The organism is Parasediminibacterium sp. HNIBRBA5674 (assembly GCF_056745525.1).
Window position 1 is genome coordinate 57,152 of the sequence record NZ_JBQWIE010000024.1, and the last position, 16,080, is coordinate 73,231.

Sequence of the window (16,080 nt, forward strand, 5' to 3'; positions counted from 1 at the left end):
TGGTTCAGGCGTGTGCAAATTATCTTAACTAAAATACTTTCTAATGAGTGCTACTTCTCTAAAAACCTTGCACAGCGTACATTATAACGACGCCAAACATTATACTACACAACAATTAAGAGAACAATTTTTATTAAGCGGTTTAGAAAATGACGGCGCTATTGAGCTTACCTATATGCACTACGACCGTATGGTGGCTGGTATAGCAAAACCTACTAGCAGTGTACTGAGCTTACCTACTTATGTAAACCTAAAAAGTGACTATTTTTTAGAAAGAAGAGAAATAGGTATTATTAATACTGGTAGCGGTAAAGGCACTGTAACGGCTGATGGCGCTAGCTATAGCCTAAGCAAGCACGACTGCCTATACATAGGTAAAGGTGTAAAAGAAGTAACATTTGCAAGCGACAATGCTAGCGAGCCTGCTATCTTCTTCTTACTATCTACACCGGCACACCAAACCTACCCTACTACTTTAATGACCATAGCAGAAAGCACGGTACTAGAGCTTGGCGCTAAAGAAACTTGTAACGAAAGAAGTTTGTGTAAATACATACACAATGATGGTATACAAAGTTGCCAACTAGTAATGGGCATTACCATGATAAAAAGCGGTAGCGTATGGAACAGCGTACCACCACACACACACGATAGACGCAGCGAGGTATATTTTTACTTTGACGTAAAAGAAGACCAACGTGTGTTTCATATGATGGGTGAACCACAAGAAACAAGACACTTAATTGTGGCTAACAACGAAGCAATTGTATCGGCTAGTTGGGGTGTGCATTTTGGTTGTGGTACAGGTAACTACAGCTTTATATGGGCTATGGCAGGTGAAAACAAAGAATTTACCGACATGGATCCTACACCAATAGCGACGTTGAAATAGTAAGTTGGCTCGCAGATAACGCAGATGACGCTGAACTTAAAATAAACTACAGCTATTAACTGCTTTAAATGCTGACAATAAAAAACAATAGTACTTAACACTTCTCAATTATTTCTGTGCTATCAGCGAAATCAGCGAAAAACAAAACATACAGGGATGAATATTTTAGAAACATTTAGCCTAAAGGGCAAAGTAATAGTAGTAACAGGCGGTACAGGTATTTTAGGTGGTGCATTTATAGATGCCATTGTAGAAGCTGGTGGTACTGTAGGTATTTTGGGTAGAAAAAAAGAAGTGGCGGAAGAACGTGCTGCTGCCATAAACGCTGCTGGTGGTAAGGCATTGGCTTTAGTGGCTGATGTACTAGACGAGGCACAACTACGTGTATGTAAGCAACAAATGCTAGATGCATTTGGCAAAATAGATGGTCTTGTAAATGCAGCAGGTGGTAATATGCCTGATGGTGTATTGCAACCAACAGATGATGTATTTAACATGAGCATAGAAGGTATGCGCAGAACCACTGACATTAACCTTTGGGGCACTATTATACCTACACAAGTATTTGGTGACGCTATTGCTAAAACTGGCAATGGTAGCATTGTGAATATCTCATCAATGAATTCAAAAAGAGCGATTACCAAAGTATTGGGTTACAATATGGGTAAAGCTGCGGTAGACTGTTACAATCAGTGGTTTGCAGTAGAAATGGCTAATAGATATGGTGATAAAATTAGAATGAATGCATTGGCACCAGGCTTTTTCTTAACCGAGCAAAACCGTTATTTATTAACCAAGAAAGAAGGTGGCTACACAGAACGTGGTGAATTGGTAATTAAACAAACACCCTTTAAACGTTTTGGTAATCCTGATGAATTACAAGGTGCTATTGTATGGCTACTAAGCGATGCAAGCAAGTTTGTAACAGGTGCGATGATTTGTGTAGATGGTGGTTTCTCAATATTTGGTGGGGTTTAAGAAGTGAGCGGTGAAACGTGAAAAGGAAAAGTGGCGTTACTGACTACAATACATTTTAAACCATAAATTCCAAATTATAAATCCAAAGTTGCTATATGAAAGAGGTAAACGAAACAATAGGAAAATATAGGTGGACGATTTGTTCATTGGTATTTTTAGCCACTACTATCAACTACCTAGATAGGGCTGTTATTTCATTATTAAAACCCTATTTAACCAAAGAGTTCCATTGGAATGCTGGTGACTATGCTGATATTGAGATAGCCTTCAAGCTTTCTTATGCTATTGGCTTAATGGGTGCTGGCCGTGTGGTAGATAGATTAGGTACTAAAATTGGTTATGGTTTAGCTACTTTTTTGTGGAGTCTTGCGGCTGTAGGTCATGCTATTGTGAAAAGTACATTAGGCTTTGGTATTGCTCGTGCATTTTTAGGTGTAACAGAAGCTGGTAATTTTCCTGCGGCTATTAAAACCACAGCAGAATGGTTCCCTAAAAAAGAACGTGCATTTGCAACAGGTATTTTTAACTCTGGTGCCAATATTGGTGCTATTGTAGCCCCTTTAACTGTACCATTAATTGCTGAAAGTTTAGGCTGGCAAGCGGCATTTTTAATTACTGGTTCTATTGGTTTTATTTGGTTAATACTGTGGTTTGTAGTGTACGATGTACCTGCTAAACACAAAAGTGTAAAACAAGCTGAACTTGACTATATTAACAGTGATGTTGAAGACCAAAATTTAGCAGTAGATACCACCCCCATTTCTTGGGGCAAATTGCTAAGCTTTAAACAAACCTGGGCATTTGTACTAGGTAAATTTTTAACTGACCCTATTTGGTGGTTCTATCTTTTCTGGTTACCAGATTTCTTAGGCAAACAATATGGCTTAGCAGGTACACAAGTAAGCTTACCGGTGGCAATTGTTTACATTATGTCTAGCGTAGGTAGTATTGGTGGTGGTTGGTTACCATTAAGCCTTATCAACAAAGGTATGGTATCGTTTAAAGCTCGTAAAACATCTATGCTTATTTATGCATTCTGTGTATTACCAATTGTATTTGCGCAAATACTAGGTAACATGAACATGTGGTTTGCCATTATAGTAATAGGTATTGCAGCAGCAGCACACCAAGCTTGGAGTGCCAATATTTTCACAACCGTATCAGATATGTTTCCTAAGCGTACCATTGGTTCTGTAACAGGTTTAGGTGGTATGGCTGGTGGTTTAGGCGGTATTATATTATCTGCCTTAGTACAAAAAAGAATGTTTGTGTACTACGAAAGCATGAACCAAATACAAACCGCTTACTACATTATGTTCTTTATATGTGGTGGTGCTTATTTATTGGGTTGGTTAATTATGCATTTACTAGTGCCAAAAATGAAAATGGTAGAAGTTTAAAGACAATCATACAATTTGTATAAAGCCTTTGTTACGCTTGTAACAAAGGCTTTTTTATTTGTAAAAACCAAAGTGGTATTTTTTGGCGACTCTATTACACAGCAAGGCGCTAGTAAAAACGGCTATATACCTAAAATGGATAGCTTGATAAAACTACAAGGCTTGGGTGATAATTATGAACTTGTAGGTGCTGGTGTAAGTGGTAATAGAGTGTACGACTTATACCTACGCATAGAAGAAGATGTGCTAGCTAAAAAACCTGATGTGGTAGTGATATACATAGGCATTAACGATGTATGGCACAAAACCACTACAGGCACTGGTACAGAACCTAAAAAATATGAACAGTTTTACAGAGCCATTATTAAGAAACTACAAGCTCAAAACATCAAAGTAATACTGTGCACACCAACTGTTATTGGCGAACGAAACGATGTGACCAACTTACAAGATGGTGACTTAAATTTTTACAGCAAAATGGTACGCAATATGGCGCAAAGTTTATCGCTACCTGTGTGTGACTTGCGTGTAGCATTTGCAGATTATTTAAAAGCTAATAATCCTCAAAATTTAGATAAAGGGATATTGACTGTAGATGGTGTACACCTTACAAGTGCAGGCAACTTACTAGTAGCAAGCGAGATGTGGAAAACCATTTATGCAGCAACTAAATAATTGATACCGTTTGATGTTTGTTACATCACAAAAAATACTTTCTATTTGTAAGTAATTAAATCCTAACTAACATGCTAGACAACTTATTAGACTTAGTAAAACAACATGCAGGTGATGCAATCATAAACAACCCTGCTATACCAAATGAGCGTAACGATGAAGCCATTTCATCTGCTACTTCATCTATTTTTGATGGCTTAAAAAATGCAGTAGGTAATGGCAACGTTGGCGATATTATGAGCCTGTTTAATGGCGGCAATATTGCTAATAGTGGCATTTTACAAAATATTCAAGGTGGCTTTGTGGGCGACTTGATGAGCAAATTCGGTGTAGACCCAAGCACTGCTACTAATATTGCTAGTAACTTAATACCAACTGTGCTACAAAAATTTGTAAACAAAACAAACGACCCTAATGATAGCAGCTTCGACTTGCAAGGCATACTAAGCAATGTTGGTGGCGGCAACTTAGACGTTCAAAGCTTAATTGGTCGGTTTACAGGTGGCCAACAAGGTGGTGGCGGTATTATGGATACCTTAAAAGGTTTTGGCTTGTTTGGCAATTAATACCAGTTATATAATTTATAAACCAAGGGCTTCAACAATGTTGAAGCCCTTGGTTGTTTTATGCTTTTTTCTTCTTTAAAATAAGTGCACTTATTAACGTGATAATAATACCAAGCGGTAGTATTTCTGTATGAGTCATAAAAATACGGTATAGCGGATTTTTGTACTGCACTTTAAAGTCATTCATTTCGGTAGTTGTTTTGGCAAGTTCTGCAGCTGTTACGCCTTTAGCTTTAGCCGCTTCAATCATTTTAACAGCGTATTTATCGCCAAAGTCTGGAAAGAAGAAGTGATAATCTATTTCCCATGCCAACACATAAATAGTTGAACCAATTAGCACAATCAGCATACCTATTTGAAAAGCTTTACCAAAACTGATAATACCATCGTTGTATTTGTTTCTATAATTTCTAATGCCAATAAAAGCCATTGAAAAAGCAACAATCATGGCCGTGAAGCCATAAATCATGCCTTCAGTCATGTTTTCATTTAGATTGTTGCAATAAGTAGACGTGGTTACTACCATTACAGCACTTACAATAAGGCCAGCAATTAAGCCATAAATAATGACGATTTTTTTCATGTGGTTAGTTTGGTTTTATATTGTTTGATGGTGTAAAACTGTGGCATTTACTATTAGCTGCCAGCAACTTTAGGCTGATTCTTGTAGCAAAAGCCATAATTCATACTAAAGTTGTAGTGGTTTACGATATAATGCCTAGCCTTTTGGCTTTTTCTATGGCCTGTGTGCGTCGTTTTACATCTAATTTATCGTACAGTTTAGATACATGTGTTTTTACAGTAGCCAAAGAAATATACAATTGGTCACCTATTTCTTGATTGCTTAAGCCAGTAGCCAACATGTTTAGCACTTCTATTTCTCGTTTACTTAGGCCAAGTTTTTCTATTTCTAAAGTGTTGATTACAACATCAGTAATATTATTTTTTAAGACTTCTTTTTCTACAATAATGGTTTTAGGTTGTATTAATTTAATGGCTAACCAAATACCTAATGCGGTAAATAATAAAGCAATAATACCTGCATAGGTTTCAAACGATTGATTGTAAATAATGTATTTCACCTCTAGCCATTTTAGTAGCAACAGCGATACAGCCAATGCACAACCGTATAGTAGTGTGGATTTATGTTTTTGAAAAATAGCCAGCATATTGTTTGAGCGAATGTTTGTTTTGGTAAAATAAAAATAAACAAACTATTGGCACGGTGTAAAAAGATTGGCCAAACACAAAAAGCAACCAACTAGCCTATTTATTTTCTCGACTTCTGCAAAACATGATTGATATCATTTTCTCAACGTTTGCTTTAATACACTTTTGCATTAATCGTTTTAAAATCCAATCCTACCGTTTATTTAAGTCAAAACAAGTTCACATGATTTCACCAACCTTGCACACATTTCACATCCCAGTAATGGGCTTAGGATTTACCATTGATACGCCTATAAAAGTAGCCCGTTTTGGTATCTCATCTGTTATGTCTATTGTAGAAGATGAGTTAACAGAACAAATGCGTGCATTTTACAGTAAACAATACCAATTGCCTTACGAACCAATTAGTGCCGTAGAAGATGATTATAGAGCTAAAAGAGTAACAGCATATCTAAACATGGTGAAGCACATTGTAGATGCACAAGTAACTGCATTAAAAGCCTTACCATTTGAATCTGGCACAGAAATCACCAAGTATTTTGAACTATTACCTAATCATTTGCCCATAAAACAGACCTACTTGCAAATGTTGGCTACCAATAATTCGCTAGACCAACAAGCCCTGCAAGAAGAACTACGAGCAGCCATTGTACCCGGTGCGCTAGATGTGAACTTAATGAGCAAAGTAGATAAAAACAACTATAGCAGCACAGGTGAATTATTACCTGCTGAATATTCAGATGCATTGGCGGGGTTACGTGGTTTTGCCAATAGTAACTTAGAGTCATCCATCGTTTTCTCAGCTGGCTACAACCCTAGGTTATATGCTTATATAGATAAGTTTAACGACTTTTTTCCAGATGCAAATGGAGTGGCAAAAAAGAAAGTGATTTTAAAAGTAAGTGATTACCGTTCTGCCTTAACCCAAGGTAAAATATTGGCTAAAAAAGGCATTTGGGTATCTGAATTTAGAATTGAATCTGGCTTAAACTGTGGTGGCCACGCATTTGCAACAGATGGTTTATTACTTGGTCCTATTTTAGAAGAATTTAAGCAAAACAAAGCTGCATTAGAAACTGAATTATTTACCATGTGCAACCAAGCTTTAGCCGCTAAAGAGCAGCCATTATTTGCAACTGCACCAGCGCTACGCATTACCGTACAAGGTGGTATTGGCACAGCCAATGAAGACCAATTTTTACTAGAACATTATCAGGCTAATAGCACAGGTTGGGGCAGCCCATTTTTACTAGTACCAGAAGCAACCAGTGTAGATAATGAAACGCTGCAAAACCTTGCTACTGCTAAGCCAGAAGATTATTACTTAAGCAATATATCGCCATTGGGTGTACCGTTTAATAGCTTTAGAAAAGCATCATCTGAAATACAACGTGTACAACGCATAGCAGATGGTAGACCAGGTAGCCCATGCACTAAAAAATATTTAATAGCTAATACTGAATTTTCTGAACAACCTATTTGTACTGCCTCGAGAAAGTACCAACACTTAAAAATAAATCAGTTGATAAGTGACGCACCTGCTGGCACTACTATTAACGAAACCATAGCTAAAGCAGTTGGGCATATTGTAGAGAAAGATTGCCTTTGTGAAGGCTTGGGTACATCAGCCTTATTGTGCCACGATATTGAACCATTGCGTAAAGTAAGTAAAGCGGTGCTTATTTGCCCTGGACCAAATTTGGCTTACTTCTCAGGCATTTTTTCATTAAAGCAAATGGTAGATTTCATTTATGGCAGAATTGATATTTTAAACTCAGTGTATCGCCCAAATATGTTTGTAAATGAGCTAAACTTGTATGTGTCTTATTTGAAAAAAGAGATAGACAAAAGCTACGCAAATATTACTACAGCGAAAACTAGACAGCTAAAAACTTTTAGAGAAAATTTATTAAAAGGCATTAATTACTACCAAGATTTAACGCAATACTTTAAACAAGAAAGTGCCAAATACGTTCTAGATATGCGTGAACAATTAATAGAAGTAGAAGCTTTGCTTAAAGAATTGTCTATACCTGGCGAAATAGTACAACCTGCACTTGTAGCCGTTGGCTAATATTTTAAACATTGGTAAGTGAATGATTGTTGCTAAATTGGTGCTTTAACCGCCATCAATGAACCAACAATCATACACTAAGCCATATTATTTCTTCTTTTTAGTTTTACCTTATGGCATCAGCATTGGCTTTGCCACTGTAGTATTGCCTTATTTACTTACACAAAAAGGTTTTACTGTAGCACAATCAGCTAGTATTGTAGCTATTGGTGTATCATCAAATATTTGGCGCTTTTTATGGGGGCCAATTGCAGACATTACTTTAAGCTTACGCAAATGGTATTGGATTGGCGTTTCGGCCTGTACAGCAACCTTGCTGCTATTGTGTTTTATACCTTACGATACCAAACAAATACCTCTATTAACAGCCATTGTTTTTCTATCGCAAGTAGCGGCAACATTTGTAGTGCTACCCCTTGGTGGGTTAATGGCAGTACGTGTAGAACCAAGTAAAAAAGGTAGAGCTGGTGGTTGGTATCAAGCAGGTAACTTAGGTGGTGTGGGTTTAGGTGGTGGTGCAGGTTTGTGGCTTGCCAATAATTATAATCTAACAGTGGTAGGTATTGTACTGTGTTTGTTATGCATTGCGGTAGCATTGGTAATTACACAAGTAGCCGATGTAAAAAGTGAAAGCAGCTCTACCCTTAAAATAGAAATTGGTGTTATGGGTAGAGAATTGCTACGCATGATAAAAGTACCAATACTGCTGTTTGTACTATTACTTATTTGTATGCCAATAGGCACTGCAGGCATAGCCAATTTATGGTCTGCCGTAGCAGATGACTGGCACGCAGGCCCTAATACCATTGCATTAGTAACAGGTGCACTTAGTGGCATTGTTAGTGCATTGGGCTGTGTAGCAGGTGGCTGGATAGCCGACAAATGGGGCATTTGGTGGGCATATTTAGGTTCAGGCACTGTGTTTGCCTTAATTACACTGGCCATGGCAGCACTACCTTATGTGCCTGCTGTATATATTGGTGGTGTACTAACTTATGCCTTTTTGTATGGCCTAATTAATGCCGCATTTTCTGCGGTGGCTTTGTATGCTACTGGCACCAAACTAGCAGCTACCAAATACGCTATGATTTCATCATTAGCCAATATACCTGTGGTGTACATGATAGATGTAGACGGTTGGGTACACGATAAATACGGTAGCAAATACATGCTTATGGTAGAAGCTGTAGTGGCTTTAGTATTTGTGGCAGTTGCATTTTTGGTATTGCAAAGTTTGTTTGCAAAAAAATTAGTGCCTAAAACAATTGAGTAAGAAAAGAATATTACAAAGCAAAAACGCCGTTATCGTTTATAAACGATAACGGCGTTTTTGCTAAATTGAATTGTTGTTTTATAACTTATTCTACAATAACTGTTTTAATTACTTTAAAATCAGAAGCATTGGTAAATAAGACTTGGTAAACACCTTTTGCTAAGCCATTAGTAGAAACTGTATAGGTTGTATTATTACCTGTATGTGCAATTTCTTTATTGGCTACTTGCTGACCAAGCTGGTTGTATAAATTAATATAGTAAGTACCCCTAGCTGTATTTTCTACAAGTAGTTGCACTTTACCATTTAGTATTGGGTTGCTAACAACAGTAATATTCTGACTATTATCAGTGCCAAATTTCACTACTACACTTTGGCTAAACTGAGCACTACCATCGTTATCTACAGACTTAATACGATAATAATTATTGCCACTAAAAGGTGATAAATCTAACCAAGAATAATTATTTGCTTTTATTGCAGCTACTTCACCAACTTTTACATAATTAATACCATCGGCAGATTTTTCTACTTCGTATTGTTTAACGTTAATTTCATTTAATACAGACCAATCAACAGATACGCTAGCATTCTTTTTACTAGCCGTAATATTGGTAACAGAAACAGGTAAAGTTGCAGTAATTGAGAAATTACTATTAGAAATATCAAAGAAGATATTGTCTACCGCTTGTACTTTAATACGTGCTGTTGTAGTAGAAGATGTTAAAGCAGGAAAAGTAATTAGCTCAGAGCCATCATTTGGTGTAGATGCAGCTAAAGTATAAGGAAAAGTTTGACCACCATCTACTGATAGTAAGATACTAACATTAGCACAGCTAACAGGTGCAGCAGTTGTGTTATTAACGCTCCAAGTAATGGTTTGACTAGAACCAGATGTGTAATTACCCGATAAGTTTGTTGTTTCTAAAAAAGGACCAGAATTACCATCTACCGTAACTGTAACAGTGCCAGTATTTACACCATTCACATTATCTCTTACTGTAAATCTATGTGTGGTTACTATACCAACAGATGGTAATTTATCACCTCTTGCATAGTTGCTACCATCTAAAATGGCTGACAGTCTTGGATAATATCTTGTGCTAGAGCTTACTGGCTGATAACTTCTAAAAAAAGGTGGTAAGGTTGTATTGGCAAATGTTGAAGGCACAGGTGTAGCTATGCCAATGTTTGTTCCTTCCCAAGAATAAGATAATACGTCACTAGCATTCACATCAGATGCAGTACCTGTTAAAAAGAAAGGTGTTGATTTAGGTATGGTTTTATCTGCTGTAATGGATGTAATTACTGGTGGTGTGTTACCTGTAGAAACCGTAGTGTATACGCTAGGTATGGTCGTCATGAAATTAACTGCCTGGCTGTAGCTTACTGCATGAAAATTTAAAAAAGGCAAGTAGGTATTTTCATAATCATCATTGCCTGTATTGTCACTACAAGTATACCCATAGCTCATAATAGTTGTACCAGAACCAACCTCAACAGATGTTGAAGGCTCTCTAGTTGTACAAACAGGTATTGAGCTATTGAAAGAGTGACTCATTGAGAATTGATGACCTACTTCATGTGCAATTGTTTGATCGTCAAACACAGGTGCAAACGTATTATCTACAGCCACTTGCGTTGCATTTTGCGCTTTTTGTCCGGTACTGCCTACACTTGAAGAAGCCGCCAAGCCACCCGATGAACTATTAGGTGTAGAAGTGCCTAGTACAAATGCCAAATCATAATTAGCGTCACCAATAATATTATCAACAAAAGTTTGATTTTGGATAATTAAATCGTTGGTATTAGCATTGGCAAATGGTGTACCAACCGTTGTTGCAATAAGATTTGTGCTACTTACTAAAGTAAAAGTAATAGAAAGCTCAGATCGATACACAGCAACCAATCTGTTAACAAAAGCTACAATTGATGAAAACGTGGTAGTTGTGTTACCTGAGCCTTTGAGTGTGTTATATTCTGCAGTAGCAGAAACGGCCAGCTTAAAGTTTCTTAAAGCACCACCAGTAGTTGTTAAATTTTGTGTACCCAAAGTAGTTTTAGTATCACCAAGCACAGTAACACTTGAAGTGATAGGCATTAGCGTACCACACTTGTTACTCATATTAGGTCTACCAAGTTTTGTTGCTTTACTACCAAAATAGCTGATGATATTATTATCAGCAGCATTTGAAGTTGCCCTCTGAAAATAGATAGCATCTTTTCCAGAACTAGTTACGATTGCATCAAATCCAATTGAGGCAAAACTTATTCTTATTGTTGAACCGCTACTTTTACTTTTTCCCGCATAAGTTTTAAAATCTGGAAATTGTGCAGCGATTTCTGGTGAAAGAATAGAAGATTCAAAAATTTGAAAGATTTCTGTAGAACCATCAGGAAAAGGAACTGTAATAACTATTGGCGATATGGATTCGTTGTAGCTGAATTCTAAAGGTGATTTCGAAATATATTCTTTAAGACCAGATTCGTCTAGTTTATAGACATTATAGCTTTTTAAACCACTTTCAATTTTGTATTTGCCTGTTGGAGCTGTTTTGGTAAAAAAGTTCTTTTGCGCTTGACTTAGGAATGCAAAAAATAGGAAGCAAAAAACACTAATTGTTTTTTTTGAGTAAGCATTTAATCTCATTTGTATAAGTTTTGGGTTATTCGATGTTGTAAAACTTATGTCTAGCAAATAAGGTGTAATTTTTTCTACAAGCTAAGCAAAAATAATACTGAACGAAAGTATACAAGCGCCTTTAAATAATCAAAAGAAAAATCTTATACAGTTTTAACGTAAAAAACCTGTCTACAAGAATGTATAACAGGTATTAATTTTTAAGTGATTCGTTTAATAACCAATAAAAATGCTTTCGAGAATTTTTAAGCTCGCTTAATAATATTTAACAAGATGGCAATTACGGCTATTACTAATAATATGTGTATAATACCGCCAACGTTGTAAACGAAAAAACCAAGTAACCAACCTATTACTAAAATAACGGCTACTAAATACAATAAACTTCTCATGATATATATTTTTACTAATAAAGATTAATAACCGTGCCACAATTTGTTTTAACAAAAAATATTGATAATTATATTAATGCTAAACAGACCCATCGTGAATGGTATTTACGAAAACGTTTCCTTAACTCAATCTTGCTTTTTTGCTTATAAACAATTCTCTTTACTGAATCTAAATTTTTCTCTTTAAAAAGCTAATAATATGAGCAATCATCAAATGATACAAACCATGCGTTGGTATGGACCGAATGACCCAGTTAGTCTTTCAGATATTCGTCAAGCAGGCTGCACAGGTGTGGTTACAGCTTTACACCACATTAAAAATGGTGAGTTATGGACCGTTGAAGAAATTACAAAACGCAAAACAGAGGTTGAAGCTGCAGGCTTAACTTGGGATGTTGTAGAAAGTGTGCCAGTACACGAAGCCATTAAAACACAGTTAACCAATTTTGAAACATATATCGCTAACTATCAGCAATCGCTTAAAAATTTAAGTGCTTGTGGTATTCACATTGTTACGTACAACTTTATGCCTGTGCTAGATTGGACGAGAACTGACCTTGCCTACACAGTAGAAGATGGCAGTAAAGCCCTTCGTTTTGAGAAAGCAGCTTTTGTAGCTTTTGATGTATTTATTTTAAAAAGAAAAGGCGCTGAAAAAGATTATACAGTAGAAGAATTAAGCAGAGCTGAAGCCAAGTTTAATACCATGAGCGATGACGAAAAATTATTGCTACAACGTAATATTATTGCAGGCTTACCTGGTAGTGAGGAAAGCTTTACGATAGAACAATTTCAGCAGGCATTAGATGCTTATCAAGATATTGATGCGAATAAATTACGTGCTAACTTAATTTACTTTTTACAACAAATAGTACCTGTAGCAGATGAAGCAAATGTGAAAATGGTAATTCATCCAGACGACCCACCATATAGCATTTTGGGCTTACCAAGAGTTGTAAGCACTGCGGCAGATTTTGCTGCTTTAGCAGAAGCAGTACCTTCTTTAAACAATGGTTTGTGCTTCTGTACTGGTTCGTTTGGTGTAAGACCAGACAATGATTTACCAGCTATGGTAAAACAGTTTGGTGACAGAATTAATTTCATCCATTTGCGCAGCACCAAACGCAATGAATTTGGCGATTTTTATGAAGACAATCACCTAGAAGGTGATGTAGATATGTATGCTGTGGTAAAAGAAATTATTGGTGTGATGAGAGCTAGAAATGTATCGATACCAATGCGTCCTGATCATGGTCATCAAATGTTAGATGATTTGAAAAAGAAAACTAATCCTGGCTATTCTGCTATTGGTAGATTACGTGGCTTGGCAGAATTGCGTGGCCTTGAAATGGGTATTGCAAGAAGCTTATAATTTATTAAGCACATAGAAAAAGGGTGTTCAGAACGTATTAATACTTTCTGAACACCCTTTTTATTTCAAAATTATTTTGCCAAAACTAACTAGATGCTTTCTGTGCCTTTGTGGTGACAATTACTTTACGTATTCACCTCTTTCATTTTTTAAACTGTAGCAAGGCTGTGCATTCATTACACCATAGCGCCTACCATCTTTCATAATGTAGTTCATAAATATTTTACCATTTTCACGCCAGCCAGTACCAAAGCTATCGTTGCCATTGTAATAACTTATCTTTTTTAAAGGCTTCCCGCTGTAGTAATATTCTTCAAAGCTACCATTGTACACACCATTTTTAAAGTGGTACACAAAGCGAATATTACCATTATCCCACCAGCCAGTATGTACGCTATCTTTTTCGCCTAAATGATAATACCGTTTACTCAATGGTTTACCATTTTCAAAGTATTCATAAGCCCAGCCTTCTTGCTTACCTTGATAAACAGCTTGCACTGTTTTTACCAAACCATTACCATGAAAAAACTTTAAATATCCAGAAAACAATTGACCTTTAAAGTAATACGCACCATTACGTACTTGTAATAAACTATCAGTAACAACAATCGTATCATTTGGTATTACAATTGACTGAGGTGCAGTATTAACAAGCTTTTCAGAAGGTTGCTTACAAGCAAATGCACTTACAACTAGCAAAAATAGCATCCATCTCATGGCTCTTGCTTTAAGGTATTAATGTCTTCAATTAAATGCTGCATATCTACTTCTAATGTGCCTTTGTACACACCTCTTATGCGCCTATGCTTATCTATTAACAATACATTTTCTGTATGCAAAAAATCGTTTTCGTTTTTCTGTTCGCCCAAATCTTCATCTGCAAAATAAGCTTGCCTTGCTATGTCATAAATGGCTTTTTGCTCGCCTGTAACCAAGTGCCATTTACCATCAATCACGCCAAATTGCGTAGCATATTTTTTTAGCTTTGGTACACTATCATTATCAGGCGTTACACTGTGCGACAGCAATAATATATCTGCATCGTTGGCAAATGCTTTTTGCACCAAACTAAGATTATTGGTAAGCTTTTTACAAATACCCGGGCAGCTTGTAAAAAAGAAATCTGCCACATAAATTTTACCATCAAATGTGTGATTGGTAATTGCTTGCCCATTTTGATTAATGAAACTAAAATCTGGTATAGTATGAACATTTCTATAATTAGGCGATGCAGTATCTATCCATACAGGGGTAAAGCTAGCATCGTTGTAAAATGGTAAATGCTTAGTGGTGGTATTAGTGTTTTGATTATTGCCACAGGCAAAAGCAATAAACATGAGATATATCAAAGCAACGTTTCTATATAACTTCATAGCAAGAAAGTTTTTATGATGGTGCAATCTGCAAGCAATATTTGTTACAACAAAAAAGAATCTGCCTTTTACAGCAGATTCTAAGCCTAAAACCTATCCTTATCCAAAAACTTAATCTTCCATTGGTGGTTGCTTTGGGCCTTTAGCATCACCGGGCTTACCAGGATGTTTAGGGCGCATTGTTTTTTCTATCTCTACATATTTTTTATACTGTTCTGGCGTAAGCACCGCCTTCACTTTTGCATCTCTTTCTGCACTAAGTTTATCAGCAATTTCTTTGCTTACAGGCGGTGGTGGTGGCGGTGGTGGCTGCTGCTTTGCATCTTTACTTTTATTCTTTTCCATGTCGGCAAAAAATGCTTTGTAAGCCGCTAGTATTTTTTCTTTTTGTACTGCCGTAAGCGTTAATTGTTTGTTCAATTCTTCACTTACGTGCTTTAAGCGTTCTTCCGGTGTTGGTGGTTTTGGTGGACGACCATTTTGCTCTGGTTGTGCTTGTGCAAAGCCTGCTATTAAAAGCATGGCTACTACAACTAACATTTGCTTTTTCATGTGTTATTATTTTTATTGTTGAATGTGTTATGCTAAATCAGATGCGATTTGAAGAAAAAACCTTTGCTGTAAGAAACAATAAAAGGTGAAAAAGAAAAAATTACCGATGAAACAGTATGAATGAATAAAAATTTCCATTTTCGGTTGGTGAGACACCAACCGATAGACCTCATTAGTGGTTTGTGTCCTCACCATAGGTGTACGAAAGATATTTATGAGGTGTTACACAATAAAACTTCATTTAGTTTTTCAGGATTTCCACCACACATTCTTATAAGTTCCTTTACAATTTCATTTTCTAGTTCATTGCTAAATTTTAGTTTGGGTATTTTAAAGCCATTTAGGTGATTTATTTTTTTGTAAGCCGTTAATAGTATGGCTGCGATCATGGTTACGTACAAAACCACTTTTATCCCATTTTCATTCCTGCTTAACAGATGTTTAAAATTGAGTAATTGTTTAATAAACTTAAAAAACACTTCTATATCCCATCTTCTTTTATAAAGCTCTGTAATGTCTGTTGCTGTTAGGTTTTCTATGTTTGTTATAAAGCTAATTGGTTCATTATTTTCCAGTCTAACGGCTTCAATTCTTCTAAATAAATGCTTGGGTTTGCCCACTTCTGCATAAAACTGGCACCATTCATCACTAACAATTCTTAGAGTGGCAGTTTCAAGTGTTGCCTCTTTTTTACCGTCATTATTTTTTACTTTATCGTGTTT

16 protein-coding genes are annotated in these 16,080 nt (G+C 36.3%); 8 read left to right on the forward strand and 8 right to left on the reverse strand.

The window, feature by feature from the left end; all coding sequences use genetic code 11:
• Positions 1-43 precede the first annotated feature (43 nt).
• From kduI to ACT9TX_RS12515, 5 genes are all read left to right on the forward strand, one after another.
• A complete protein-coding gene (gene kduI / locus ACT9TX_RS12495; protein ID WP_481338630.1) occupies positions 44-892 on the forward strand; it encodes a 5-dehydro-4-deoxy-D-glucuronate isomerase in 849 nt (282 codons plus the stop codon).
• Positions 893-1,048: 156 nt separating this feature from the next.
• On the forward strand, positions 1,049-1,870 hold the full coding sequence (locus tag ACT9TX_RS12500) for an SDR family oxidoreductase (RefSeq protein ID WP_481338631.1): 822 nt from the start codon (positions 1,049-1,051) through the stop codon (positions 1,868-1,870).
• Positions 1,871-1,965: 95 nt separating this feature from the next.
• Complete coding sequence (locus ACT9TX_RS12505; protein ID WP_481338632.1) at positions 1,966-3,270, forward strand: MFS transporter; 1,305 nt, start codon at positions 1,966-1,968, stop codon at positions 3,268-3,270.
• 15 nt (positions 3,271-3,285) lie between these two features.
• Entirely contained in the window at positions 3,286-3,945 is a 660-nt protein-coding gene (locus tag ACT9TX_RS12510) for an SGNH/GDSL hydrolase family protein (RefSeq protein WP_481338633.1), read from the forward strand.
• Positions 3,946-4,016: 71 nt separating this feature from the next.
• Positions 4,017-4,511, forward strand: a complete 495-nt coding sequence (locus ACT9TX_RS12515) for a DUF937 domain-containing protein (protein WP_481338634.1) — start codon at positions 4,017-4,019, stop codon at positions 4,509-4,511.
• Between the two features lie 58 nt (positions 4,512-4,569).
• On the opposite strand, the gene ACT9TX_RS12520 is transcribed toward ACT9TX_RS12515, so the two are convergent.
• The gene (locus ACT9TX_RS12520; protein WP_481338635.1) at positions 4,570-5,094 is read right to left on the reverse strand and encodes a DUF4199 domain-containing protein; all 525 of its coding nucleotides are present in this window, start codon (positions 5,092-5,094) and stop codon (positions 4,570-4,572) included.
• A gap of 121 nt (positions 5,095-5,215) precedes the next feature.
• Positions 5,216-5,680, reverse strand: a complete 465-nt coding sequence (locus ACT9TX_RS12525) for a response regulator transcription factor (RefSeq protein WP_481338636.1) — start codon at positions 5,678-5,680, stop codon at positions 5,216-5,218.
• 224 nt (positions 5,681-5,904) lie between these two features.
• Between ACT9TX_RS12525 and ACT9TX_RS12530 the strand changes: the two genes are divergently transcribed.
• Together ACT9TX_RS12530 and ACT9TX_RS12535 are read left to right on the forward strand one after the other, a co-directional pair.
• Entirely contained in the window at positions 5,905-7,755 is a 1,851-nt protein-coding gene (locus tag ACT9TX_RS12530) for a hypothetical protein (protein WP_481338637.1), read from the forward strand.
• 58 nt (positions 7,756-7,813) lie between these two features.
• Positions 7,814-9,028, forward strand: coding sequence for an MFS transporter (locus tag ACT9TX_RS12535; protein ID WP_481338638.1), 1,215 nt, complete (start codon positions 7,814-7,816; stop codon positions 9,026-9,028).
• Positions 9,029-9,113: 85 nt separating this feature from the next.
• Here the strand turns inward: ACT9TX_RS12535 and ACT9TX_RS12540 are convergent, their stop codons facing one another.
• Positions 9,114-11,678, reverse strand: a complete 2,565-nt coding sequence (locus ACT9TX_RS12540) for a reprolysin-like metallopeptidase (RefSeq protein WP_481338639.1) — start codon at positions 11,676-11,678, stop codon at positions 9,114-9,116.
• Positions 11,679-11,914: 236 nt separating this feature from the next.
• Positions 11,915-12,061, reverse strand: coding sequence for a lmo0937 family membrane protein (locus ACT9TX_RS12545; protein ID WP_481338640.1), 147 nt, complete (start codon positions 12,059-12,061; stop codon positions 11,915-11,917).
• Between the two features lie 199 nt (positions 12,062-12,260).
• Between ACT9TX_RS12545 and uxuA the strand changes: the two genes are divergently transcribed.
• Positions 12,261-13,433, forward strand: coding sequence for a mannonate dehydratase (gene uxuA / locus ACT9TX_RS12550; RefSeq protein WP_481338641.1), 1,173 nt, complete (start codon positions 12,261-12,263; stop codon positions 13,431-13,433).
• A gap of 120 nt (positions 13,434-13,553) precedes the next feature.
• On the opposite strand, the gene ACT9TX_RS12555 is transcribed toward uxuA, so the two are convergent.
• The 4 genes from ACT9TX_RS12555 to ACT9TX_RS12570 all read right to left on the reverse strand — a co-directional run.
• Entirely contained in the window at positions 13,554-14,150 is a 597-nt protein-coding gene (locus ACT9TX_RS12555) for a toxin-antitoxin system YwqK family antitoxin (RefSeq protein ID WP_481338642.1), read from the reverse strand.
• Positions 14,147-14,806 carry an SCO family protein gene (locus ACT9TX_RS12560; protein ID WP_481338643.1) on the reverse strand — a complete coding sequence of 220 codons (660 nt, stop codon included), beginning with the start codon at positions 14,804-14,806 and terminating at the stop codon, positions 14,147-14,149. The genes ACT9TX_RS12555 and ACT9TX_RS12560 overlap by 4 nt, the downstream gene beginning before the upstream one ends.
• A 111-nt stretch (positions 14,807-14,917) precedes the next feature.
• On the reverse strand, positions 14,918-15,358 hold the full coding sequence (locus ACT9TX_RS12565) for a hypothetical protein (RefSeq protein ID WP_481338644.1): 441 nt from the start codon (positions 15,356-15,358) through the stop codon (positions 14,918-14,920).
• A gap of 212 nt (positions 15,359-15,570) precedes the next feature.
• Positions 15,571-16,080: transposase (locus tag ACT9TX_RS12570; RefSeq protein ID WP_481338645.1), on the reverse strand; the 510-nt coding region annotated here is incomplete at its 5' end.